Origin of the sequence: Streptomyces graminofaciens, assembly GCF_030294945.1 — a bacterium.
Taxonomy (GTDB): domain Bacteria; phylum Actinomycetota; class Actinomycetes; order Streptomycetales; family Streptomycetaceae; genus Streptomyces; species Streptomyces graminofaciens.
In genome coordinates, this window is the sequence record NZ_AP018448.1 from 11353140 (window position 1) to 11377541 (window position 24402).

20 protein-coding genes are annotated in these 24402 nt (G+C 71.3%); 11 read left to right on the top strand and 9 right to left on the bottom strand.

Features of this window, described 5'->3' with window-relative positions:
• Positions 1 to 96: 96 nt before the first annotated feature.
• From SGFS_RS50095 to SGFS_RS50105, 3 genes are all read right to left on the bottom strand, one after another.
• A complete protein-coding gene (locus tag SGFS_RS50095; protein ID WP_286259484.1) occupies positions 97 to 618 on the bottom strand; it encodes a GNAT family N-acetyltransferase in 522 nt (173 codons plus the stop codon).
• Positions 618 to 1448, bottom strand: a complete 831-nt coding sequence (locus SGFS_RS50100) for an SAM-dependent methyltransferase (RefSeq protein ID WP_286259485.1) — start codon at positions 1446 to 1448, stop codon at positions 618 to 620. Before SGFS_RS50100 ends, SGFS_RS50095 begins: the two co-directional genes overlap by 1 nt.
• A gap of 91 nt (positions 1449 to 1539) precedes the next feature.
• Positions 1540 to 2544, bottom strand: a complete 1005-nt coding sequence (locus tag SGFS_RS50105; protein ID WP_286259486.1) for a hypothetical protein — start codon at positions 2542 to 2544, stop codon at positions 1540 to 1542.
• 197 nt (positions 2545 to 2741) lie between these two features.
• Here SGFS_RS50105 and SGFS_RS50110 point away from each other — a divergent pair, with 197 nt between their 5' ends.
• Together SGFS_RS50110 and SGFS_RS50115 are read left to right on the top strand one after the other, a co-directional pair.
• Positions 2742 to 3374 carry an HAD family acid phosphatase gene (locus SGFS_RS50110; RefSeq protein ID WP_286259488.1) on the top strand — a complete coding sequence of 211 codons (633 nt, stop codon included), beginning with the start codon at positions 2742 to 2744 and terminating at the stop codon, positions 3372 to 3374.
• A gap of 70 nt (positions 3375 to 3444) precedes the next feature.
• The gene (locus SGFS_RS50115) at positions 3445 to 3831 is read left to right on the top strand and encodes a PPOX class F420-dependent oxidoreductase (RefSeq protein ID WP_286259489.1); all 387 of its coding nucleotides are present in this window, start codon (positions 3445 to 3447) and stop codon (positions 3829 to 3831) included.
• 27 nt (positions 3832 to 3858) lie between these two features.
• Here SGFS_RS50115 and SGFS_RS50120 read toward each other — a convergent pair whose 3' ends face one another.
• From SGFS_RS50120 to SGFS_RS50135, 4 genes are all read right to left on the bottom strand, one after another.
• Positions 3859 to 4557 carry a response regulator gene (locus SGFS_RS50120; RefSeq protein WP_286259490.1) on the bottom strand — a complete coding sequence of 233 codons (699 nt, stop codon included), beginning with the start codon at positions 4555 to 4557 and terminating at the stop codon, positions 3859 to 3861.
• Positions 4558 to 4671: 114 nt separating this feature from the next.
• Positions 4672 to 6675 (bottom strand): FtsX-like permease family protein, encoded by a 2004-nt coding sequence (locus SGFS_RS50125; RefSeq protein WP_286259491.1) that lies wholly within the window; start codon positions 6673 to 6675, stop codon positions 4672 to 4674.
• A 145-nt stretch (positions 6676 to 6820) separates the two neighbouring features.
• Positions 6821 to 7504 (bottom strand): ABC transporter ATP-binding protein, encoded by a 684-nt coding sequence (locus tag SGFS_RS50130; RefSeq protein ID WP_286259492.1) that lies wholly within the window; start codon positions 7502 to 7504, stop codon positions 6821 to 6823.
• A gap of 30 nt (positions 7505 to 7534) precedes the next feature.
• Positions 7535 to 7903 (bottom strand): hypothetical protein, encoded by a 369-nt coding sequence (locus SGFS_RS50135; RefSeq protein WP_286259493.1) that lies wholly within the window; start codon positions 7901 to 7903, stop codon positions 7535 to 7537.
• Positions 7904 to 8063: 160 nt separating this feature from the next.
• Between SGFS_RS50135 and SGFS_RS50140 the strand changes: the two genes are divergently transcribed.
• From SGFS_RS50140 to SGFS_RS50150, 3 genes are all read left to right on the top strand, one after another.
• Positions 8064 to 9311 (top strand): sensor histidine kinase, encoded by a 1248-nt coding sequence (locus SGFS_RS50140; RefSeq protein WP_286259495.1) that lies wholly within the window; start codon positions 8064 to 8066, stop codon positions 9309 to 9311.
• 71 nt (positions 9312 to 9382) lie between these two features.
• The gene (locus SGFS_RS50145; RefSeq protein WP_286259496.1) at positions 9383 to 10171 is read left to right on the top strand and encodes a peptidoglycan-binding domain-containing protein; all 789 of its coding nucleotides are present in this window, start codon (positions 9383 to 9385) and stop codon (positions 10169 to 10171) included.
• Between the two features lie 189 nt (positions 10172 to 10360).
• Complete coding sequence (locus tag SGFS_RS50150) at positions 10361 to 12745, top strand: SpoIIE family protein phosphatase (protein WP_286259498.1); 2385 nt, start codon at positions 10361 to 10363, stop codon at positions 12743 to 12745.
• A gap of 54 nt (positions 12746 to 12799) precedes the next feature.
• Here the strand turns inward: SGFS_RS50150 and SGFS_RS50155 are convergent, their stop codons facing one another.
• Together SGFS_RS50155 and SGFS_RS50160 are read right to left on the bottom strand one after the other, a co-directional pair.
• Positions 12800 to 14710 (bottom strand): phosphatase PAP2 family protein, encoded by a 1911-nt coding sequence (locus SGFS_RS50155; RefSeq protein WP_286259500.1) that lies wholly within the window; start codon positions 14708 to 14710, stop codon positions 12800 to 12802.
• A gap of 110 nt (positions 14711 to 14820) precedes the next feature.
• Positions 14821 to 15735, bottom strand: a complete 915-nt coding sequence (locus tag SGFS_RS50160) for an N-acetylglucosamine kinase (RefSeq protein WP_286259502.1) — start codon at positions 15733 to 15735, stop codon at positions 14821 to 14823.
• A gap of 321 nt (positions 15736 to 16056) precedes the next feature.
• Between SGFS_RS50160 and SGFS_RS50165 the strand changes: the two genes are divergently transcribed.
• From SGFS_RS50165 to SGFS_RS50190, 6 genes are all read left to right on the top strand, one after another.
• Entirely contained in the window at positions 16057 to 17187 is a 1131-nt protein-coding gene (locus tag SGFS_RS50165; protein ID WP_286259503.1) for an ROK family transcriptional regulator, read from the top strand.
• A gap of 277 nt (positions 17188 to 17464) precedes the next feature.
• Entirely contained in the window at positions 17465 to 18787 is a 1323-nt protein-coding gene (locus SGFS_RS50170) for an extracellular solute-binding protein (protein ID WP_286259504.1), read from the top strand.
• Positions 18788 to 18915: 128 nt separating this feature from the next.
• A complete protein-coding gene (locus tag SGFS_RS50175) occupies positions 18916 to 19836 on the top strand; it encodes a carbohydrate ABC transporter permease (RefSeq protein WP_286259506.1) in 921 nt (306 codons plus the stop codon).
• Positions 19833 to 20735: a carbohydrate ABC transporter permease gene (locus tag SGFS_RS50180; RefSeq protein WP_286259507.1), complete on the top strand. Its 903-nt coding sequence runs from the start codon at positions 19833 to 19835 to the stop codon at positions 20733 to 20735. Before SGFS_RS50175 ends, SGFS_RS50180 begins: the two co-directional genes overlap by 4 nt.
• A 2-nt stretch (positions 20736 to 20737) precedes the next feature.
• Positions 20738 to 22456: a hypothetical protein gene (locus SGFS_RS50185; RefSeq protein ID WP_286259509.1), complete on the top strand. Its 1719-nt coding sequence runs from the start codon at positions 20738 to 20740 to the stop codon at positions 22454 to 22456.
• A gap of 46 nt (positions 22457 to 22502) precedes the next feature.
• Positions 22503 to 24374, top strand: coding sequence for a hypothetical protein (locus SGFS_RS50190; protein WP_286259510.1), 1872 nt, complete (start codon positions 22503 to 22505; stop codon positions 24372 to 24374).
• The last annotated feature ends 28 nt before the right edge of the window (positions 24375 to 24402 follow it).

Below are 24402 nucleotides of genomic sequence, written 5' to 3' on the forward strand. Positions count from 1 at the left end.
TGGCTCCCGAACCCCGTACGTCACGGCCTCGAAAGCCGCGAGGGCCTCCGGTCCTTGAGTGCCCTTCAGTTCATACGCGCGCGGGTGCCCGCGCGTTCACCAGTCGGCGTCGACGTATCCCAAGGTCCGGTTCATGGCGATCGCGGGCGTGTTGGCCGGGTGGTGGAGCGTACGGATCGTGCTCACCCCGCACAACCCGGCGAACCCGATGCCGAACGTCTTCATCGCGATCGAGACACCCCGCCCCCGATGGCCGGCCCGGACCCCCGTCATCTCGTTGAACACATACCCCGACCCGCGGTGGTCCGAGGTCGCCGCCATCCCGATCCACTCCTCGCCGTCCAACGCCAGCACGACACCGCGCGGGTCGTAGGAGGGCACGTCGATGCGGAGCCGGTGGTACTCGTCGAAGGTGTGGAACTCGCCGCGCTCCGGGATGTCCGCCGAGCACTCCTTGTTGAGTTCATACAGCGCCCTACGGTTTTCCGGGGTGTCGCCCAGTTCGGAGAGCGTCGTCAGACGGATCCCGGAGGTACGGCACTTGTCGACATACGGCCGGAAACGCGCCAGGTCGAAGTCGGTGGAGTCCAGTTGCAGCCGGATCCATTCGATCGCCATCAGCGCTTGCGCCCCACTCCGCAGTACATGGCCACTTCCTCCTGATCGGAGCCGTCCGGGTCGTCCGGGCGCCAGCGGGAGCAGGAGACGACTCCCGGGTCGAGGACGTCCAGCCCGTCGAAGAACCGGGCCACCGTCTGAGGTGTGCGCTGGGTCAGCCTCGGCGTGCCGTGCGCGTTCCACCACGCGACCGCCGTGTCGACCTCGTACAGGTCGGGGCGGGTGATCGTGTGCGAGAGCATCAGATGGCTGCCCGGGGCCAGCGCGTCGAGGAACCGGCGCACGATGCCGGACGGGTCCTCGTCGTCGCCGATGAAGGCCATCACGTCGAGCAGCATCAGCGCGACCGGCCGGCCCAGGTCCAGGGTGCTCGCGGCCTGTTCGAGGATCGAGTCGACGTCGCGCACGTCCGCGTCGATGTGGTCCGTACGGCCCTCGGGCGCGCTCGTCAGCAGGGCGCGGGCGTGTACCAGCACCAGCGGGTCGTTGTCGACGTAGACGATCCGCGAGTCCGGGGCGATGCGCTGGGCGACCTCGTGGGTGTTCTCCGCGGTCGGCAGTCCGGCGCCGATGTCCAGGAACTGCCGGACCCCCACGTCGGCGGCCAGATGACGCACGGCCCGCCGCAGGAACTGCCGGTCCGCGCGGGCGTAGTCGAGGATGCTCGGATGCAGTCGGCGTATCTCGTCCCCGGCCTTCCGGTCGACCTCGTAGTAGTCCCTGCCGCCGAGCCAGTAGTTCCAGATCCGCGCCGCGACCGGCCGCGTGGTCACGATGCGACTGTTCAGCGCCGAGAAGGGGACGCCCGAGGCTGCCGGGTTCTCTGTCACGGCATCAGCTCCTGGATCTCCTGTGAAGGTGCTTTGATTCAACGGGCAATGTAGACCCGCGAGTTGTCTGCTGCCGAGAGTTCGGCGATCTTCATGGACTTCTGTTGCCGGAGTGACATGTGTGAGGGCTCAGGGCGGCCCAGCTGCGTTCGTCGCCCCAGATCGAGGAGGCGCCGACGTACGGCCGCAGTAGCGTGGTCAGTTCCGCGTCGCCCCGGCCGCCCAGCTCGTCCGAGGCGATCTTGCGGGCGGCACCGGCCAGGAAGTCGGCGAGCAGGACGCGTGGGTCCGAGCGCGCGGCGACGAGCCGGAGACCGGCCAGCCGGGCCTCCTGTTCGATCCGGGCGATGCGCTCGTCGGTGAGCATGTTCTGCCGGTCGTGCACCAGCGTGACGGGCAGCCCCGAGCGGCGCCAGTACGCCGCGGTGTGGCCGATGGCCGGGATCAGCGGATCGAGCACGGGAAACAGCTCGGGACTGTCGTCGATCCTCGCCCGATGGGCGTCGGCGCGGGGCCGGGCCCGGGCGAGCAGGTCCAGGATGCCGGCGACCGGCTCGACGGCGGGCGCGCCGCGCAACGCGTCCACCGTGCGGAAGAAGGCGTCGACGGGGGAGTCGGTCTCCTCGTTCCTCCGGGTGCGCAGCACTTCGTTGGAGGACTCGAGGAACTCCCGCCACGGCTCGGCCCCGAAGAGGGTCCGGCCCTGCCGATGGAGGGCGAGGGCGGCTGCGGGGTCCTCGTCGGTGAGGAGGGCCATCACACGGTCCACCACGAAGAAGGGTTTCTCGGTGAGGTGCACATGGGCGGTGCCGTGGATCGGCCCGGCGGTGCCGAGGAACCACACCAACACCGACCGGTGCTTCTCGCGCAGCAGATGGTTCGCCTTGTACTCCTCGGCGGGGGAGCGGATGCGGCTGCGTATCTCCCGCATGTGTCCGGAGGCGGACTCCACCGACAGATGGACACTCGCGTGCGCGAACACATCGGTGTTCCCGGTGGTGAGGTTCTCGCCGTCCGACCCCGACTCGTCGCAGACCACCTCCAGGGTCCGGCCGCCCGCCACCGCTCCCGTCAGGTCCGTACGACTCCAGGTCACCGCGCTGCCCCCTGCTTCGTTGTCCCATGCACATCATCGCGCACGGGGGTTTGCCGGAGTCGGTGAATTTGATCGTCGCGACCCCTCTACCAATCGGTAACTTTCATGTAGTCTCCCGGCCACTGATGAGCATGAACATGACGCACGCGGCGAAGGGTGGTCCACCCTCGCCGCTTTGACCTGTGAAGGGGACGAGCATGATGGCAAGCGGTGCGGGACGCCGGATCACGACGATCGCCGCGGTGGTGGCCCTGGGGCTCGGCGGGACGGTGACCGCCGCCGCACCGGCGATCGCGGCGCCCGCGCAGGCGGCGAGCACGGCGGCGGCCGCCGAGGTCGACTACGCGACCTGGCAGAAGGACGTCAAGGCCGTCATCGACACGGCCACGCCGTACATCACGACGCGCACCGCGAACGCCTCCGGGAAGAAGCTGGCGATCGTCTTCGACATCGACAACACCACGCTCGAGTCGCACTACACGCCCTGGTACCAATTGCCCACCCCGGCGCTGAAGCCCTCCCTGGAGCTGGCCACGTACGCCAAGTCCCGCGGTGTCTCCGTCTTCTTCGTGACCGCCCGCCCCGGCATCATCGAGAGCGTCACCAAGTGGAACCTGAAGACCGTCGGCTACCCCGTCGACGGCCTCTACGTCCGCGACCTGCCCGACCTGTTCGCCGAGGTCGCCGCCTACAAGACCGCCTCCCGCGCGGACATCGAGTCGGACGGCTACACGATCATCGCCAACGTCGGCAACAACACCACCGACCTGGTCGGCGGCCACGCCGAGCGCACCTTCAAGCTGCCCGACTACGACGGCCTGCTCGACTGACACCCGCGCTCTTCGTCCAGGCGTACGGCCCCCGGTGGCAACCGGCGGCCGTACGCCTAGACTCGCGCCCATGGCCGAGACCACGCTCGACGCGCTCGCCGCGGGCAAATACCTGCTGATCACCACCTACCGCAAGAACGGCACCGCCGTCGCGACCCCGGTGTGGGTGGTGCGGGACGGTGACGCGCTGGGGATCTGGACGGTCGCGGACTCCTGGAAGGTCAAGCGGATCCGCAACCGCGCCGATGTCCTCGTCGGCCCCTGCGATCTGCGCGGCAACCCCACCGGCGACTCCGTCCCCGCCCGCGCCGAGATCCTCGACGCGAGCGGCGTCTCCCACTACCGTCGGCTGCTCGCCCGCAAGTACGGCGTCCTCGGCCGCCTCACCCTCCTCGGCAGCCGGCTGCGCCGGGGCACGGACGGCACGGTCGGCATCCGCGTCACCCTCACCGACTGAGGGGCGCCCGCCGGGCGCGTCGCCCGGTCAGGAACCGTCGCGCGCGTGGCCGGTACGCCAGGCCCAGGCCGCGATCTCGACCCGGTTCCGGGCGGCGAGCTTGAGCTGAATGCTCGCCAGGTGCGTCTTGACCGTGGACAGCGAGACGAACATCGACGCGGCGATCTCGGCGTTCGTATTCCCGAGGGCCACCAGACGTACGACATCCAGCTCGCGGTCGGTCAGCGGTTCCTGAGGGCGCGACGGCGCGGCCGGAACCGCCCCCCGCTCCTGGCCCCGTGCCGGTTCGGCCGTGAGGTGCTTCAGCAGTCGGATCGTGACGGACGGCGACACCAGCGAGTCGCCCACCGCGGCCGCCCGCACGGCCTCGGCCAGCAGGGTCGGTCCCGAGTCCTTGAGCAGGAAGCCGCAGGCGCCGCCGCGCAGCGCCCCGTACACGTACTCGTCGAGGTCGAAGGTGGTCACCACGACCACCCGCAGCGGATCGGCGACCTCCGGCCCGGCCAGCAGCCGGGTGGCCTCCAGGCCGTCCAGCTTGGGCATACGGATGTCCAACAGGCAGACGTCGGGCCGCAGTTCGCGGGCCAGCCGCACGGCCGCCTCGCCGTCGGCGGCCTCGGCGACCACGGTCATGTCCGGCTGCGCGTCGAGGAAGAAACGGAAGCCGGTGCGGACCATGTCCTGGTCGTCGGCGATCAGCACACGGATCGGGCTGCGGTCGGTCATGGGCGCATCATGCCTGAGGGAGGAGGGGAACAGCGGAGAGGGGGCGCGGAGTACAGCGGGGGACAGCAGTGGGGCCGGGGCCGTCGTGGCGGCCCCGGCCTCTGGCCCTTCGGGTCAGTCGGGATCCTGTGCCCGCTCGGCGGTGACGCGGCGCAGCAGCGGCCTGCTCCCGGCGAGGGCCGCGAACATCGTCACCGTGCCGAGGCCGACGCAGATCGCGAGGCGTACCGCGCCCGAGGAGCCGGGCGAGAGGTGGAACATGTCGTTGACCTTCAGCCCGGCGTAGATACCGGTCGCCGTCGTACCCCCGGCGAGCACCACCAGGGGCAGCGCGGTCTCCCGGATCCGCGCCCGGTCGAGGACCTTCAGCGGGGTACCGGCGAGCCGCAGCAGACCGTACACCCGGCGCCGGTCGAGCACCGTGGCCGCCGCGGTGAGCCCGGCGGAGGCGGCGGCGACCAGGAACCCCAGGGCCAGGACCGCGAGCCCCATCTCGCCGATGAGCCGGGTCGTGACGTCTCCCTCGGCGTTGACGTGGTCCTGTGTGAACGGCTGGTTCCCCGGCGAGATCGAGGACAGCGCGGTCGTGGCGGCGTCCAGCTGGGCCCGGCCGCCCTCGACGTGGGCCACGACACCCTTCGACCCGTTCAGGAGGCCGTCCCAGTCGTCGGCGCTCGCCGTCTTCACGGTCGCCTTCACTCCGGCCCCGGCGAGCAGTTCGCGCGCCTGTCCTGCGAGTTCGCGCGGGCTTGCGTGTTCCGCCCGCACCGCGACCTGACCCGGATAGTCCATGCCGACGATGCCGACCTGGCCCACGGTGAAGAACCCGGCGACCAGACCCGCCAGCACCAGCCCGCTGACCGTGCGCCAGGCCCCGCGCGGATCGTCGCTGAGGCGGCGCGCCGCGAGCAGTGTCGCCGGGCGGCGCGCGAAGCGGCTCAGCACCCTGCCCAGCATGTCGACGACCCACGGACCGAGCATCCAGAACGCCCCGTACACCAGGACGACCAGCGCGATCGACTGGCCCGCGGTCAGCGAGCCACCGTGGGCGGTGACCACCACGTACAGCCCGACGGCGGCGAACAGCACCAGCCGGATCAGCCGCGTCCGGCGCGGATCGGCCTGCTGCGCGACCCCCAGCGGCGAACGGGCCACCCCGCGCAGCGTCGTCATCGCGCTGACCGAGGTGAGCACGGCGACGACCGCGACCACGGCCCCCAGCCACGGCACGCCCACCCACAACTGCCCCGCGAACCAGGTCCCGATGCCGTAGGGCACCTGAGCCAGCACCGGCAGCAGCAGTACGTACGCCAACGCGCCGACCAGGCCTCCGGCGAGCCCCACCGCGGCCGACTCGGCGCCCGTCATGGCGAGGATCTGCCTCGGCGTCGCCCCGGCCAGCCGCAGCGCCGCCAGCCGCTGCTCGCGCCGCGCGGCACCGAGCCGCCCGGCCGCCGACGCCAGCACGATCACGGGGACGACGAGGAGGGCTCCGCCGAGCACCGCGGCCTGCTGGTCGAAGGCGGTGAACATGCTCGCCTTCGTGCCGTCGAAGCCGGCGACCCGACCGCGAGCCGTCTGGGTGTCGAAGTCGCCGCCCTCCGGTGCGCGCGTGATCGCCGGGTCGGCGGGAGCGCGGCCCATCACGGCGACCAGTTCCTCGGGCGCCGCGAGACCGGCCTCGCCGATCGTGCCGTAGCCGTTCTTCGTGGGGAAGCGGTTCGCGAGCCGCTTCGCGGGCAGCTCGTCCATCAGCTTCGCCAGGGCGGGGGAGAGGTAGACCTGCCCGGGGGCGGGGAAGCGTATCAGGCCGGGTGGGGCGGGGGTCGTCGGTCGGTTCGGCAGCTGGGCGAGGGACACGACGGTCACGGGGCGGTGGCCCACGTAGGTGGTGCCCGTCGTCTGGACGGCCGTCGCCTCCTTGGCGGGTACGGCGTCCGGCAGGCGCCAGGCCGTGCGGTCGGCGCGGGTGCCGGAGCCGAGGTACGAGGCGAGGAGCAGCAGCAGGACGAGGGCACCGGCGGCTGCCGCCGCGGCGGAGAGCAGGTGGCTCTGGAGGCCTCGGCGGCCGGAGGCGCGGGTCAGGTGCCAAGCCAACGGCAGTACGGGGGAGGGCATGAGGGGGCTCCGGGAAGGGGCGTGAAAGAGCCTGAGAGCTCGATGGGCTGTGACGGACGGCGGCTGCGGGTCGCTTCGTGGCTGGTCGCGCCCACGCGGCGGAGCCGCACATGGGGACAGTCCCGCGCCCCTGACGGGGTGCGGCTCAAGCCACCGTGTACTGGCTGTGTCCGCTGATCCGGCCGTCCCGCACCTGGAGGACACGGTCGCAGTGGGCCGCGACCTCCGCGTCGTGCGTGACCATCACCAGGGAGGCGCCCTGGTCGCGGGTGACCGACGTGAGCAGGCGGATGACCTCCTCGCCGGTGGCCTGGTCGAGGGCTCCGGTGGGCTCGTCCGCGAAGACCACGTCCGGTTCCACCGCCAGGGCGCGGGCGATCGCCACCCGCTGGGCCTGGCCGCCGGACAGCTGGCCCGGCCGGCGCTGCTCCAGACCGGCGAGGCCCAGCGGCGCGAACCAGCGGCGGGCCTGCTTGACCGCCTGTCGGCGTGGGACGCCCTCCAGCATCAGCGGCAGCGCCACGTTCTCCTCGGCGGGCAGTTCGGGCAGCAGCTGGCCGAACTGGAAGACGAAGCCGAACCGCTTGCGGCGCAGGGCGCTGAGCCGGTTCTCGCCCCAGTGGTCGATACGTTCGCCGCGCAGCAGGACCTGACCGCCGTCGGGCCGGATGATGCCCGCGAGGGTGTGCAGGAGGGTGGACTTGCCGGAGCCCGAGGGGCCCATGATCGCGAGGGACTCGCGTGCGCCGACCTCCACGTCGACCCCGGCGAGGGCGTTGGTGGAGCCGTACTTCTTGATGAGGCCGTGACCGGCCAGGACGGTGCTCATGAGGGGTGCGGGGGTCCTTGTCGGTCGGGGTTACTTGCGCTCGAACTTCCAGGTGACGCTGGAGGCGTCGGCCTTGACGACGGTCACCGGGATCGAGAAGTCCTTGCCGTCGTCGCCCTCAGCCGTGCACGTCACCTTCGCTCCGGCCACCGCCTTGAGACCGGGGCACGTCGTGCCCGACAGGTCGCGGCCGATCCACGGCAGCGGGCTGTACTTCGACTCGATGCGACCGGCGAGGATGTTCCCGCTCAGCCCCGGGGCACCGCCCACGGACACGGAGCTGAACCTGTCGAGCCCGGTCGTCGACTCGGTGCCGCTCATCGCGTAGGTGAGGGCGCCGCCGCCGACGGCCACTGCGGCCACCGCGACACCGGTGATGATCAGAGGCCTGCGTTCCATCGGGTGCTCCTGTCGTGGAGGGAAGGTTGCGAGTCACAACCTCTCCCGGCGGCAGGGGCCCGCACCTCGGCCGAACGGCCAGGCTTCACGGCCCGCCCGGCACACCTCCTCAGCCGTACGGCCGATCCGGGGCACACCCGGGCTGCCTACTGTGATCTGCGTGAACCTCGCGCTCGACACCAAGGAATCCGCAGTCGGCACCGAACGGCCGAGGCGCCCCGCGAAGGCGGGCTGCGTACGCGTCGGCGGCGTCGTGGCCCTGTTCCTGCTCTGCGGGACCGACTTCCTCATGCTGGGGACGGAGGAGGACACCGCCTATCTGTGGCTGCATCTGTTCGCCCAGGTGATCGGCCTCGTCGCGCTGCTGTGGCCCGAGCGCCGCCGACCCGCCTGGCTCACCCCGCAGCTGCGGACCGGCGTGCCCGCCCTCGCCGCCGCCGCCAACATCGTGACCTTGCTCGTGGCCGGGCAGAAGGGCGGCTTCGGACCCGGCCAGGCGGCCGTTCTGCTGAGCCTGCTGATGGTCGCCGTCCGCACCTGTCCGCCCGGCTGGGCGCTGGCCTGCGGGCTGCTCGACGGCATCGTCCTGCTGGCGCTCCCGCTGCCGTACTACGCCGTCCAGCCGGACGGCAGCTTCTACGGCGTGCTCGCCCTGCTCCTGCTGTTCACCGGTGTCACGGCGGGCCTCGCCGCCTATCTGCGCACCCTCGACCACCGCCGGAATCAGGCCGTCACCGAGACCCGGCGCGCCGAACGGCTCGCCATGGCCGCCGACCTGCACGACTTCGTGGCCCACCACGTCACCGGGATCCTGGTGCAGACGCAGGTCGCGCGGATGATGACCACCACCCAGCCCGAGCGCTTGGACCCCGTGCTCGCGGGCATCGAGCGGGCCGCCACCGAGGCGCTGGCCTCGATGCGCCGCACGGTCGGGGTGCTCCGGGACCACGACGACGAACCGGAGACCGCCGACCGGCGCCCGGCCGGCGACCTGGCCGGCATCGACGAACTGGTCCGTGGCTTCGACGGTGTCGGCGGAGTCGACGGACACACGGCCGTTCTGCACCTCGCCCCCGGCGTCCCCGACGACCTGCCGCACGAGGTCCAGGCCGCCGCCTTCCGCGTGGTCCAGGAGGCCCTGACCAACGTCCGTCGGCACGCCGCCGACGCCACCGAGGTCACGGTCGGCCTCCACTACGACGGCGGTGCCCTGCGGGTCGCGGTACGCGACGACGGCCGTGGCGGCGCCCGCCTCCCGGAGGCGGCCCGGGGCGGCGGCTTCGGCCTCGTCGGCCTCAACGAACGCGTCACCGCGCTCGGCGGCCGCATCCAGGCCCGCCGCCGCGCGGACGGTCCCGGCTGGGAGGTCGTCGCGGCGCTCCCGGTGACCGGCACCCGGACGCGCTGAACTTCCCGGCCGCTCCCGCCGTATCTCCTCACGGGGATGGCGGGAGACCGCGTGCACGGAAGGAGACGAGCGTGTCTGTACCGCCCGAACCCGGGCAGAGGGTCAAGCGCACCACGATCGAGCCCACCTATGTGATCCGGCGCCGCCGCACCGAGGCCCTGGCCGAGCTGCTGCGCGAGATGGAGCTGTACAAGGGGACGACCCTCCCGGACGACGAGTACGAGACCGTCGCCGTACCACCCGTGGCGGACCAGGAACAGGACCCGGACACGGAGGCGGCCCGCATCCGGTCGCAGGCCCGGTCCCGGGAGCAGTTCCTGGCCGAACCGGAGGAAGAGGAACCCGAGACCGAGGAGCTTCCCCCGGTCGTCGTCGGCGAGGACTTCACCGGCGACAGCGTCCCGCGCGGCAGACGCCGCAGTGCCGAGCCCCGCCGTGGCCCGGGCCTCAAGCGCGCCGCGGCGGTCGTGGCCGTCGGCGCGGCCGCCCTGATCGGCTTCGGCGCCGCACTGCTCGTACCCGGCGGCGAGAAGAACGAGGAGGCCCGCACCCCCACGCCCACCCCCACCCCGACCGCGTCGGCCCCCGCCCCCGCCCCCTCGGCCCCGGCCGACGACAACGACCCGGACGGCCCAGGCACCCTTCGCGAGGGCGACAGCGGCCCGGCGGTGTCCGAACTGCAGCAGCGCCTGCGACGCATCCCGAACGTGTACGACCAGGGAGCCACCTCCGGCACGTACGACACCGTACTGAAGGAGGCGGTGGCGCGTTTCCAGCTCTGGTACGGCATCCGGGGCGACGAAACGGGCGTCTACGGCAACGACACCCGCCAGGACCTGGAATCCCGCACCGACCTCTAGCTATGGGGTGTTTCGAAAGTCCTGTGTGGTGCTGTGCGGGACTTTCGGAACACCCCCGAGGGCCCTTCTGATGGACATCGGCGGCGGAGATCCGTCGGAAGGGCCCTGGCCCCCTGCGGGATCTCGCCCCGGTGGCGCACGGCCGTATCCGGGTTGTTGCCCCGCCCTGATCGGACCATCCTTGGCCATATGGTGACGAAGGGGTCCGTCGCGTCGCGGGCAGCCACCGGTGATGAGCCGATGGCGTTGGTCGACGCACGCGGCCTCGTCACCGGCTGGAGCGAGGGCGCCCGGCGGCTCACCGGGTACCCGGCCGAGGAGGTCACCGGGCGGCCGGCGGCGGAGCTGGTCGCCGGGGACGCCGCGGCCGCCCGGCGGGAACTGGTGACGCACGGGGGCGCGGTGGTGACCGTGCGGTACCGGGACGGGCGGCGGCAGGAGCTGGCGCTGCGGCTGTGCCCGCTCCTGGGCGGGCCGGGCGCCCCCCGCGGGTTCGTCGTCTCGGCGACACCCGACCCGGCCGAGCGGGCTCTGGGCGAGCTGGCCTTCCAGCAGGCCTCCATGTCCATGTCGGTCTTCGACACCGGGCAGCACTATCTGCGGATGAACGCATGGGCGTGCCAGGTCATGGGGCAGCCCGAGGAGGAGTTCCGGCACCGCCACTTCCCCGACACCGTGGAGGACGCCGAACACAGCCGCGGCTTCCTGCGCCATCTGGAGATCGTGGCGGAGACCGGGCGGCCGGTCCGCTACGAAAGCTGGACCCGCTCACCGTCCGGCCGCCGCATGCACGCCTGGACCTCAGAGATGTGGCCGGTGCGGAACCACTCCGGAGAGCTCATCGGCACCGCGCTCGCCGCGTTCGACAGCAGCGAGCAGTACGCGGCGCGCCAGCGCCTGGCCCTGCTGAACGAGGCCGCCGGGTCCATCGGCACCAAGCTCAACGTCGTCCAGACCGCGCGCGAACTCGCCGAACTGGTCGTCCCCCGCCTCGCCGACTTCGCCAGCGTCGACCTGCTGGACTCGGTGCTCCAGGGCGAAGAACCCGAGCCGGTCCCGACGGACGGCGAAGTGATGCTGCGCAGGGCCGCCCACCACTCCTGTACACCCGGTGCCCCCGAGGCCGCGATCGGCCTGGGCGCCGCCGACGACTACCCGCTCTTCTCCCCGCCCGCCCGCGCCCTGACCACCGGCGCACCGGTGCTCACCCGGACCGGCGACAAGGACCTCGACGCCTGGTTCGCCGAGCACGGCGCGCGCTCCGCCAAGCTGCGGGATGCCGAGGAGCACGACCTGTCCCTGATGGCCGTACCGCTGACGGCGCGCGGCACGACCCTCGGCGTGGCCGTCTTCGTACGGCTCCTGACACCCGAACACCCCGACGCCTTCGACCAGGACGATGTGTCGCTCGCCCAGGAACTGGCCAGCCGGGCCGCCGTCTGCGTCGACAACGCCCGCCGGTACACGAAGGAACGCACCACCGCGCTCGCCCTCCAGCGCAGCCTGCTGCCCAAGACCGTGGCGGGCCAGGCCGCCGTCGAGTTCGCCTCCCGCTACCTGCCGGCGCTGTCGCAGGCCGGGGTGGGCGGCGACTGGTTCGACGTGATCCCGCTGTCCGGGACCCGGGTCGCGCTGGTCGTCGGCGACGTCGTCGGGCACGGCATCCACGCCTCCGTCACCATGGGCCGGTTGCGTACGGCCGTGTGGGCGCTCGCCGACGTCGACCTGCCGCCCGACGAACTCCTCACCCACCTCGACGACCTCGTCGAACACCTCGCCGCCGGCGACGGCACCACCGAGATCGGCGCGACCTGCCTGTACGCGGTGTACGACCCGGTGGCCCGCACCTGCTCCATCGCCGCCGCCGGACATCCGCCGCCCGTCCTCGTCCGCCCGGACGGCCCGGTCGAGGTCATCGAGGTCGCCGCCGGCCCGATGCTCGGCGTCGGCGGACTCCCCTTCGAGGCGACCGAGCTGGAACTGCCCGAGGGCTCGGTCCTCGCCTTCTACACCGACGGCCTGGTCGAGGCCCGCGACCGCGACGTCGACACGGGCACCGCAGCCCTGTGCGCCGCGCTGGAGGGGCAGGTGGCGAGTCTGGAGATCGCCTGCGACAACGTCCTCAGGGCCCTGCTGCCCGACACCCCGGCCGACGACGTGGCCCTGCTGCTCGCCCGCACCCGCGCCCTCGACGCCGACCAGGTCGCCGTCTGGGACCTGCCGGACGACCCGGCGCTGGTCGCCACCGCCCGCAAACTCGCCACCGAGCAGCTCGTCGTCTGGGATCTGGAGGACGCCGTCTTCGTCACCGAACTCGTCGTCAGCGAACTGGTCACCAACGCCATCCGCTACGGCGGCGCCCCCATCCAGCTCCGCCTCATCCGCGACCGCACCCTCATCTGCGAGGTCTCCGACGCCAGCAGCACCTCCCCCCATCTGCGCCGGGCCCGCACCTACGACGAGGGCGGCCGGGGCCTGCTGCTGGTCGCCCAGCTCACCGACCGCTGGGGCAGCCGCCCGAGCGGTGAGGGAAAGACCATCTGGGCCGAGCAGTCGCTGCCGCCCAACCCGTGAAAAGGCTGTCGGGGGCGGCGCACGCCACCCCCGACAACCCACGGATCAAGCGGGTTACTTCTTCAGCAGTCGCACCGACACCCCGTGCGCCGTGAAGATCTGCTGGGCCGTCCAGCCCTCCTCGGCGACGGTGATTTCGGCGAACCGGCCCTGGAGGGACCGCGCACCGATGACCGCCACCGTGCTGCCGGAGCGCGGCGGCTGCTCGGCGTCGAAGCGGACGACCAGCTTGCTGCCCCGCTCCAGGACCGCGCGCCCGTCCACCACGAGTGCGGGGTCGGCGCCCCGGTCCAGCGTGACGTCGAGAACGCCGGCCTGCGCGTACCCGCCGCGCACCCGGACGGAACGGTCGCCCGTGCTCAGCGTGCCGCCCTTCACCCGGACGTCACCGCGGCCGAGAGCCTCCTTCGAGCCCGCCACGAGCACACCGGCCTCCACGGTGGTGCCGCCCGTGTACCGGTTGGCGCCGGTCAGCGTCAGCGAACCGGTGCCCAGCTTGACGAGACCACCCGTGCCGCAGATGTCGTTGCGCCAGGTGTCGGCGGCACCGAAACCACCGTCGGCCGCGTTCAGCGTGACCGTCACCTCGGAGTCGAAGGCGCCGTAGCCGTCCGCCGCCGCGAACAGGTTGAGCCGCCCCCACTGCTCCCAGCCGTCCAGCAGGACGTACCCGGACGGCAGCGCGGTCGTGCGCAGCACCTCGCGCCGCTGCGCCGCGTCGAGGTAGGGCTGCCGCGTCTCCAGCAGCACCTCGGCGCCCTTGGGCACGGTCAGCTCCTCGGAGCGGCCCTGCCGGGTGAGGACGTACGTCAGCTTCGGCTCGACCAGGCGGGCGTTGGCCTTGCGGTCGGCGTACGGGTCGGAGTCCCGGTCCGCCGAGTGCGCGTGGGCGAACAGCGTGTCGGCCGTCGTGCCCGTCCTGGCCTGGAAGTACTCGGCGGCCTGCTTGCGCGCGGCGGCCTTCAGCGTGGCGTTCTTCGGGTCGGCGAGCGCGGCGGCGGCGAGCGCCGTCGCCATGACCCGGCCACCGAGGACGTCGACCGTGGAGTGCATGCCCGACATGATCCGGGTGTGGCTCAGCTCGAAGGCACGGGTCACGATCTCCTGGAACCGCTCCGGTACCGCGTACGCGAACGCCAGCGCCGCCAGGTGGAAGGCGTTGGTGTGCCCGCTGGGGAAGCCGCCGTCCTCCGCCGGGTCGGTACCGCGCTGCCGCAGCAACTGCGTCACGACGACCACCTCGGAGTCGTACACCGGGAAGCCGAGCGCGTCCGTCGTACCGGTGTCGACGACCTCGCTCTCCTCGTTCATCCGCCATGGACGCGGGTACTGGAAGGCGAACTTGGCCGGGTTGCCCGACGCGAACGGCCCGCGCACGGTGTCGACGAGCTTCGCGACCTGGCCGAGGTCGGAGTCGTACGAGCCGGCGCCCAGCGCGGACCCGGCGGGCGCGTCGGCCGGGACGGCGTCGTTGATCTTCGTCGCCGGGATGCCGTCCGGGGCGGAGGTGATCGACGTGACCGCCTTCGCGCCCGATCGGTACAGCTCGGCGAGCGGGCCGAGGGCGCCGATCATCGCGTAGCTCTGGTGCTGCCGGTCGTAGACGAACGCCTCGCGGGCCTGCGCCTCGGTGCGCCGCTGGGTGAGGCGGGCGCAGTAGCGCATGTTGGCGCGCAGGATCTCCGGCTTGAGCGGGATGCCGGTGTTCCAGGCGCTCCCCGTCTTCCAGATCTGCGCGAAGCCGCCGAGGGCACGGACCACCGCGTTGGTCTCGGCGGTGAGGTTCGCCGTGATGTTGGTGGTGTAGTCGTCGACGAACGCGGGGAAGGCGGTCGCGGCCTTGGACTCGGTCGCCTGCCACCAGGTCGCGAGGGTCGGAGCGGCGATCAGGCCCGCCGAGGCGCCGAGGGAGGTGCTGAGGAACGAGCGCCTGTTGAACGTGTGGTGCCCGGCTGATGACGGCATGGAGGTGCCGCTCCTTTCGCGGTGGACGGATGTCGCGGTGGATGGATCTTCGGGCTGAGCGTGGGGGTGGTGCGTGGCTGGTTCATGGCCGGTCGGCGACGCGGCGGTGATCAGCCGGTGACCGGTCGGAGGAGAATACGTGCAAGCGCCAAGGCGCCCTCGACGGGGGGTAGTTGGAGGGTGCGTGGCCGCGTGGACGGCAGGGCCTCGGCGAGCGCGGTGGTGAAGGCGGAGTACAGGGCCGGCTGGGAGAGGATCGTGCCGCCCGCGAGCACCACGTCGTCGACGGGTACTCCGCGCGCGTCCAGCCGGACGACGAGCGAGGCGAGCGCACGGCCCCCGGCCGCGATCACCTCCGCGGCGATCGCGGACCCTTGCTCGGCGGCCTCGAACAGCACCGGCGCACGGCGGCCCCACTCGGCAGACACGTCCGTGGCGCTCTCCAACGCCGCGCACAGCGCCGGTACTTCGTCCACCTCGAAGGCGTTCAGGAGCAACCGGGCCAGTATGTCGGGGGCCTCGCCCCGGTCATGGGCCGCCCATACGGCACGGGCCGCCTCACGGACCAGGCCGGCGGCACCGCCCTCGTCGCCGAGGATCGCGCCCCAGCCGCCGACCTGCACCGAGGTGCCGTCGGCACGGCGGCCGACGGCCACCGAACCGGTGCCGGCGACCAGGCCCACGCCCCGGTCCAACCCGGCGGCGGGCACGAGGAGTTCGGCGTCGCCCACGACGTGGCAGGGGATCTGGAGGCGTTCCTGGAGAAGAAGGCGTATCGCCTCGCACTGGAGGGGTGTCTCGCACGCGTGCGCGCCGACGGCCACGGCCGACGGGCGTACGTGCTCGGGCAGAGCTCCCTCGATCAGCGCCGCGAGCCATGCGGCTGCGGCCACGTGATCGTGCGGCCGCCAGCCACTGCTGGTGCGGACGTGGTCGGCGACGGACTCCGTTCCCGCGAAGGCGCGGAGATGGGTCTTGGTGCCGCCGACGTCGATACCGACGGCGACAGGGGTGGAGTGCTGCACGAGTTCTCTTTCGCCGTTGCGATGAGCTGCGACGGCGGGCGAAACCGTGCTGGAGGAAAGGGGGTTGAAGAACTAGGGAAGCCCCGGGACGGGCCTCTGAGGGACCACGGCAGGCGAGTACCGTGACGTTCGTTAGGAAGTTAACTAACGAAGTACAGTGCGTCAAGAGGAATCGCGCACTCGGCCACCGGGCGGGCCCCCACCGGGCCCTCGCGGGGCGGGAACGCGTGACGTCATGGCATCCCATCGCCGCACTCCGTGGAGCCGTCTGGACCCGGGGCGCGGCGCTCGATCTTCAGTGGGAGAACTGTGGAACACGACGTGGCGGAAGTCCCCCGTCTGAGCGAGAGCGCGAGCGCGGTCTTCGCCGTGCTGGCCCGGGCCGGCACGGCGACCCGCCCGCAGCTCGCGAGCCTGGCGGGCCTGTCCAAACCGACGGTGTCCTCCGCCGTCGCGGAACTCGAGAACGCCCGCCTCGCCGCCCACTCCGGCACCGCCTCCGGCGCCACCGGCCGCTCCGCCGCCGTATACGGTCTGGGACCGGCCGCCGGTGCGGTGCTCGCTGTCGACCTCGGCCCGGCCCTCACCCGGGTGCGCGGCTGCGCCCTGGACGGCACCCTGCTCGCCCAGGCCACCGGCTCCCGGGGCGAGGCCGCCGACGTTGTGCGCGAGGCCGTCTTCGCCCTGCCCGACGGCGCTCCGCTGCGTTCGATCGTCGTCGCCGTCGGTGATGTCACCGCCGAGCAGGACGGCGCGGGCGCGCGGCCCGCCACCGCCAAGGCCGGGCCCGTCTTCGACGCGATGGCCGTTGCGCTGCCCCGGGGCGTGCCGGTCCACCTGGAGAACAACGTCAACTGCGCCGCGCTCGCCGAGCTGCACGAGGGCGCCGCCCGCGGCCGCGCCTCCTTCGGCTATCTGCGGATCGGCGTCGGTATCGGTCTCGGCATCGTGGTCGGCGGCCAGGTTCTGCGCGGGGCGAACGGGGCCGCCGGTGAGCTCGCCCGGCTGCCCTACCCCTGGGACGACGGCGTCGAGCCGCGCCAGGAGGCCCTGGAGGAGTACATCGGCGCCCGCTCGCTGGTGCGCCGGGCCGCCGAGGCCTGGCCGGACGGCGACGGGCCCTGCCCGCGCACCGCCGACGAGCTCTTCGCCCTGGCCCAGGAGGGCCGGCCCACGGCCCGCACGGTCGTGGACCGCCACGCCGCCGACATCGGCCGGCTGGCCGCCGCTGTGACCGCCGTACTGGACCCCGGACTGATCGTGCTGGGCGGCAGCACCGGCGCGGATCCGCAGCTCCTGGCGGGGGTGCGGGCGGAGATGGCGCGGCTGAGCTGGCCCACCGAGGTGGTCAGCAGCACGGTCGGGGATCTCGGTACCGTCGTGGGCGCCTCTCGGCTCGCGGTCGCCCGGGGAGTCCAAACCGTGACCGATGTGGCGCGGGCCAAGGATTGACGGTTTCCAGCTCGGTCTGCCAATGTCCGGACAAGCGCTTTCTGAGTCGGCCGGGACGCCGACTTGGAGCGAGCGTCCCGCCCGTACGCGACGTACGGCAACCGCACGAGGGCGTGCCCGTGCGGTGACGGCCAGAGCGGCCGGGGATCCTCGCCCGCCAGGAAGACGCGGCCGGGCGAGGCCGCGCCCCCCAGAAAGTGACTTTTCCTGCAAAATGCACCCGTGCCGCCTCGGTCGGCGCCGTGCTCCGTCCCCTGCGACGAAAAAGGGATCGAAGATGACCAATGTAGGTGCGCGGCGCTCCAGCCGACTCGGCCGCGGCGGTATGCGCCGCCTTGTTCCCCTCGCTGCCGTGGCCACGGCAGGTGCCCTGCTGCTCTCCGCCTGCGGAGGTGGATCTGACTCGGGCGGGACCTCCAAGTCGCTGACGTTCTGGATCTCCACGGTTCCGGGGCAGGACGCGGGCTGGAAGAAGATGGTGGCGCAGTACGAGAAGGAGACCGGCGTCAAGGTCAAGCTCGTCAACATCCCCTACGACGGCTACGCGACGAAGCTGCGCAACTCCGCGCAGGCGAACTCGCTGCCCGACGTGGCGGCCGTGCCGGCGCTGGACCCGATCTGGTCGAACAAGCTGATCGACCTCAAGGACATCGCCAACAACAAGACGAACAAGATCAACGCCAACTTCGTCGCCAAGGACTCGTCCGGGAAGGTGCTGTCCATCCCCTCGGACGTCACCGCGTCCGGCATGTTCATCAACAAGTCGCTCTTCGAGAAGGCCGGCGTCGACTACCCGACCTCGCCCGACAAGACCTGGACCTGGACCGAGTTCATCAAGGCGGCCAACAAGGTCCGGGAGAAGACCAAGGCGAAGTACTCCCTGACCTTCGACCAGTCGCCGTCCCGGCTGCGCGCCATGGTGTACGAGATGGGCGGGAAGTACGTCCACGCCGACGACTCCGGCAAGTTCTCGGTGGACGCGGCGACCAAGAAGGCCGTGAACACCTTCGTCGGATGGAACGACGACAAGACCATGCCGAAGTCGGTGTGGACCAGCGGCGCCGACCCGTCGGCCATGTTCCAGAGCGGTGACGTCGTCGCCTACTGGTCCGGTGTGTGGCAGGTCGCCGCCTACTCGGAGAGCATCACGAAGTTCGATTGGGCGAGCGTCCCGACGCCGGCCCAGCCGGTGCAGGCCAGTGACGTCAACAGCGGTGGCATGACGGTGGGCTTCAACAACAACGCCGACGCGGCCGCCGCCGCGAAGAAGTTCCTGTCCTGGCTGTACGAGCCCGACCACTACAAGACGCTGTGCGAGACCTCCGGCTTCCTGCCGGTCGAGAGCGGTCTGAACCCGAAGTACCCCTTCAAGTCCGAGGCGGCGCAGGCGGCGTTCAAGCTCTACAACGAGTCGATCCCGCTGTACGACCCCATCTCCGGCTACTTCAACAGCGCGCAGACGAACTGGGTGCTGAAGGGCAAGAGCCTCGCCGACGACCCGACCAAGGCGGAGCTCGGCAAGGCGATCAACGGCGAGCAGTCGGCCGACAAGGCCCTGCAGAACATCGTGGACGGCTACAACCAGCAGGTCGGCGGCTGATCACAGGCCGACAGTCCCGGGCGGCGGGGTCCAGACACCGCCGCCCGGGACCACGGACCCCACCCACGTGATGCCGGGCTCATGGCCTGAGCCCCCAGGATCCATTCCACCAGCACGGAGTCAGGAAGATGACAAAACGCGCCCCGGACGCTTCGGACGTGTCCGTGAGCCCGCCCAGGAGACGAAGCAAGTACACCCTCGCACCGCTCGTCCTCATCACGGGCAATGTCGTGCTCTTCGCGCTGTTCTTCGTCTGGCCGGCGGTGATCGGGCTCGTCTACTCCTTCACGAACTACACGGGTGTGGGGTCCTTCCAGTTCGTCGGACTGGACAACTACCAGAAGCTGCTCGGGGACTCGACCTTCTACTCCGCGACGACCCGCACGCTGCTGTACACCGTGCTCTTCGTCCCGCTGAACTTCGTGTTGTCGCTGCTCATCGCCAACGTGCTGGTGAGCAAGCACGCCAAGGGCGCGTCGGTCGCCCGCATCTTCTTCTTCATCCCGTGGCTGCTGTCGCCCATCATCGTGGGTGTCCTGTGGCGGTGGCTGTTCGGTGAGAACTTCGGACTGGTCAACTACTTCATAGAGAAGGTCGGCGGAAGCGCCGTTCCCTGGCAGTCGAACGCGGACCTGTCACTGCTCGTGGTCGTGGTGGCGGCGGCCTGGGCCTGGACGGGCTTCTCCATGCTGCTGTTCATCGCGGCGATCAAGAACGTACCGACGTCGTACTACGAGGCGGCGGCGCTCGACGGCGCCGGTCCGTGGCGCCAGTTCATCAGCATCACCCTGCCGAGCATCGCTCCCACGTCCTTCATCGTCATCCTGCTCAACACGATCCACGCGATGAAGGAGTACGCGGTGTTCGCCTCCCTCAACAACGGTGGACCCGGAACGTCGAACAACCTGCTTGTCCAGTACATCTACCAGACGGGGTTCAAGTCGGGCCAGATCGGCTACGCGAGCGCCGCGTCGTTCGTGCTCATGCTCATCCTGATGGTCGTCGCGGTCATCCAGATGATGGTCAACCGGCGGGTGGAGAACCGATGACAACCACAGACACACCGCGCAAGGTCGACACCGACTCCGTGCCGGCGGTCTCCAGGAAGCGGCCCCGCGGCGCGGCGAGCGGCGGCCTTCGGCGCGCGATTGCCCCGACCGCTCTGCTGTGGGTCCTGGCGGCCCTCTACGGGATTCCGGTGCTGTGGTTCGTCCTCAGCTCCTTGAAGCCGGCGGGAGACCTGTTCTCCCTTCCGCTGACGCTGTTCCCGGACGACCCCACCGTGTCGGGTTACAAGGAAGCGTGGGCAAGCGCCAACTTCTCCGGGTACTTCATCAACACGATCATCGTGTGTGTGATCGCCACGATCCTCACGGTGGGCGTCAGCTGCTGCACCGGATACGCGTTGGCCAAGTACGACAACAAATGGCTCAAGGCCTTCTTCGTCTGCATCCTGGCCACCACGATGCTGCCGGCCGAGGTCATGCTCGCCCCGCTGTTCCTGGTGGTCCGCGACCTCGGCCTCTACAACTCGCTCTCCGGCATCATCCTCCCGGCCCTGCTCACCGCGACCGGGTGCTTCATGTTCCGCCAGTTCTTCCTGACGGTCCCCGACGAGCTCATCGAGGCCGCCCGCATCGACGGCGCGAAAGAGCTGTCGATCTTCCTGCGGATCATGGTGCCGCTCTCCCGGCCCATCATGCTGACGCTCGCCATCCTGTCGTTCCAGTGGAGGTGGAACGACTACATCTGGCCGCTGCTGATGCTGAACGACCCCGAGAAGTTCACCGTGCAGATCGGCATCCAGAGCCTCGTCGGCGCGCAGAACATCAACTGGTCGGTGCTGCTCGGCGGATCGGTCATCTCCATGGTCCCGCTGATCGTCGTCTTCCTGGTGTTCCAGAAGTACGTCATGAACGCCGACATCAACGCCGGACTGAAGGACTGACCTTGCCCACCCCGCTCGACCACGAGTTCGTCCGGTCGGCGGCCCGCGCCGCCGACCGGACGGCCGCCCCGCTGGCGGCCCGCCCCGACGAGGAACCCGCCGGCGTTCCGCACCGTGGTCTGGCGCGGCGGGTGAAGACCCTGGTCGCGGCCTACCGTTCCCCGGACTCGGCACTGCACGGCAGCGGGCAGGCCGTCGCCGCCGCGATGACCCACCTCCACGCCCTGCGGGCCACGCAGACCACCACCGGCCTCTTCGCCGGCGGCGACAACGTGCAGTCACCGCCGGACTCCGGCTTCACCGTCAACGACGTGTGCGACGCGCACCTCCTCGCCGCCGACGCGGGCCCGGAACTGCGCGACGTCACGGCCGCGCTCGCCGAGATCGCCGGCGCCGCCACCGGCAGCCTCCTCACCGGCGGGGTGCACACCCCGAACCACCGCTGGGAGCTGTGCGCGGCGCTGGCCCGGCTGCACCGGTCGTTCCCGGACGACCGGCTGCTCGACCGCGTCGAGCAGTGGCTCGCCGAGGGCGTCGACATCGACGCGGAGGGCCTGTACTCGGAACGGAGCGCCAACTACGCGGCCCATGTGTCCAACCCGTCGCTGCTGCTGCTGGCCGAAGTGCTCGGCCGCGCCGACCTGCTGTACGCCGTCGAACGCAATCTCGCCACGACCCTCGACCTGATCAGGCCGGACGGCACGGTGGAGACCGTCCACTCGCGACGGCAGGACCAGAACCACCCGTTCCCGCTGGCGCCCTACCTGCCGCACTACCGGCTGCTCGCGATCCGCACCGGCCGGGGCGACTTCGCACGGGTGGCGCGGCTGGCGGCCGCCGGCGGCATCGACGACCCCGACCTGCTCGCCGAGACCCTCCTCACCCCGGACCTGTGCCGCGCCCTGCCGGCCCCGACTGCGGAGATTCTTCCGCGCGACCGGTACCTCACCACCGCACGCCTCGCCGCACGCGCCTCGATCGCCGCGCACACGGTGGTGTACGGCGGCTCCGACGTGCCCGAGCACCGGCGCATCCGCTCGGGCCTCGCCTGCAACCCCACCTTCCTGCGCCTGTTCGCCGGCGACGCCGTCCTCGACGCGGTCCGTCTCTCGCGAGGCTTCTTCGACCTGGGCCCGTTCCGCGCCGCCGACATGGAACAGCTCGCCGACAACCGGTACCGGCTCACCGAAGCACTCACGGCCGCCTACTACCAGCCGCTCCCGACGGATCAGAGGCGGGACGACGGCGTCTACCGGCTGGTGGACGAGGGACGCTTCTCGGCCGCGATGGCCTTCCTGGACCGGCCTCAGGACGAGGTCTCACACACGACCCGCGTCGAGGTGGACCTGCGGGAAGACGGTGCCGACCTGCGGATCGACATCAGTGGACCACGGGTGCCCTGGGCCCTCGAACTGACCTTCCGGCCGGGCGGCGTGCCGGAGGGCGCCGTACCGATCGGTGACGGACGCTGGTGCCTGACGACCGGGCCGATGACCTACCGGGTCGGCGACGACGAGATCCGGGTCGAGGCCGGCGTCGAGGCGGGCGAACCGCTCGCCGGGCCGGACCGGAGCGACGTACTGCGGTACGACCCGGGGCAGGACTACACCGTGGTGGGCGGCACCGATGCGACGACCGGGAACCACGTCTACATCGGTGGACTCGGCCCGCACACACTGACCGTCGCGCTGCGCGCCCGCCGGCCCGCACCCGCCGTGTGACTCCCACGAACCGCCATGGCCACCCCAGGCATGAAGGATTGATCCGTTGCACCTCCCACGCCAGCTCGGTTCGCTGCACGACCTGCCGGACACTCCGGAGGCGTACGACGCCGTGCTCGCCGACGTCACCGAGCAGGCCCTCGCGCGCATCACGCCCGAGGGCAACCTCGAACACCCCGACTGCGTCGACGACATCGGCGACACCTCCCTCGGCATCACCTCGCTGCTTGCGTTCACCTGGCAGCGCACCAAGGACGACCGGCTGCCGGAGGCGGTCCGCCGCAGCCTCGCCTTCCATCTGCGCGAGCGGGTCCACACCGACGACAACCCCGGCTATCCGAACCTCAGGGTCCGCAACTCCGGTCTGCCGTACGCCCGTTACACCCTCGCGGCGGGCGCGCACCCCATCGGTGACTGGCCGAGCACGGTGTGGGCGCTGCTCCAGGCGGTCAATCTGCTGGACGCGACCGAGGGACTGGTCGACGACGGGCAGCGGGCCGAGCTGCTGGAGGTGGCGTGCGGCTACTGGCGCTGGCTCACCGAGGCGACCTTCTTCAACCCGCAGGAGGCGGGCAACCAGGCAATCGGTTGCGTGGTGGGCGGGCTGATGCTGGCGAGCCATCTGCCGCTCGATCAGGGCGAGTCGGTGCGGTCGCGGGCCATCGAGCTGTACGTCGACAAGATCCGCGCTCACCGGGTCCGTGACCGCGGCGCCCTGCTGCCCCCCGAGCACGGCGGGGCGTACGACAACAACTACGGCCCGATCTCCCTCTCCTTCCTCGCCCAGGCCCACCGGGTCAGCGGCGAGGAGATCTTCGCGGAGGACGGCGAGGCACTGGCCCGCTACATCGACGCACGCCTGACGGTCGGCGGCTTCGACAACGGCGGCCCCCGCTACAGCGAACAGCACTCCGGCTTCGAGTCCGTCCTCGGCCTGCGCTACTTCGGCGCGCGCATCGGCTCCGACCTGGGCCGCTACCGGGGCGACACCCTCCCCCACTGCCTAAAGGGCGTGGGAGGTACCCCCAGGGGCCGGTACGCGGTCAAGCCGGACGGCGGGATCGACGGCCACTTCGCGTGGATGCTGGTCTGGCAGATCCAGGACCCGACGCCCTGGCACCGCACCCCGCGCACAGCGGCCTTCCGCCACCAGCTGCGCGCGGGCACGGTCTCGGTCGCCTTCGACTCGAAGATGACCCCGTCCCTGATCGAGGCCGACGGCACGTACTTCCTCCCGGCCGCCGTCAACCGCCAGCACGGCTTCGGCCCGGTGACCGACGGCTTCCTGCTGTGCCGCCCCATGGGCGAGGTCCGCGTACGCGACGTGAGCACCGACGGCCTGACGGCGAAGCTGGTCACCAAGCCGGTCGTCACCCGCGACCACGTCCTGCGCCACGTCCAGTCCCTGTACGTCACGGACGGCACACGCCTGTGGACCACGGTGACCGTCGAACGCCTGCCCGGTGACCCGTACCTGCTGGCGGGCCTGCCGTACGTCACGGACGACGGCGAGGGCCTGCGCCGCATCGCGGAGGCCGAGGTGTCGTCGACGGGTGGCCTGCGCGTGACCCACCCCACGACCGAGGGCCCGGAGTTCTTCGACGCCCGCACGGAGACCACCCAGGAGCTGGCGGCGTTCGCGTTGGCCGCCGACCCGCGTGGCTACGGCAACCCGGACGAGGGCTGGGCCCACCTGATCGCGTCCACGGCGATCGAGGCGAGCCCGGTGCCGGGCGCCCCGGAGGACCTGAACGTCTTCGCGGTGCGGTACGGCCCGGGCGACCGGTCCTTCGAGACCACCTTCGCGCGCGTCCCGGAGGGCCTGATGGTCCGCACCGAGGCGTTCACCGCGCTGATCGGAAACATCGCGGGTGACGAGAGGGGCGAACCGATCCTGACCGTGAGCGGCAGGGCGTGAGCTCCTGACGCGTACGGCGCGCCGTCCG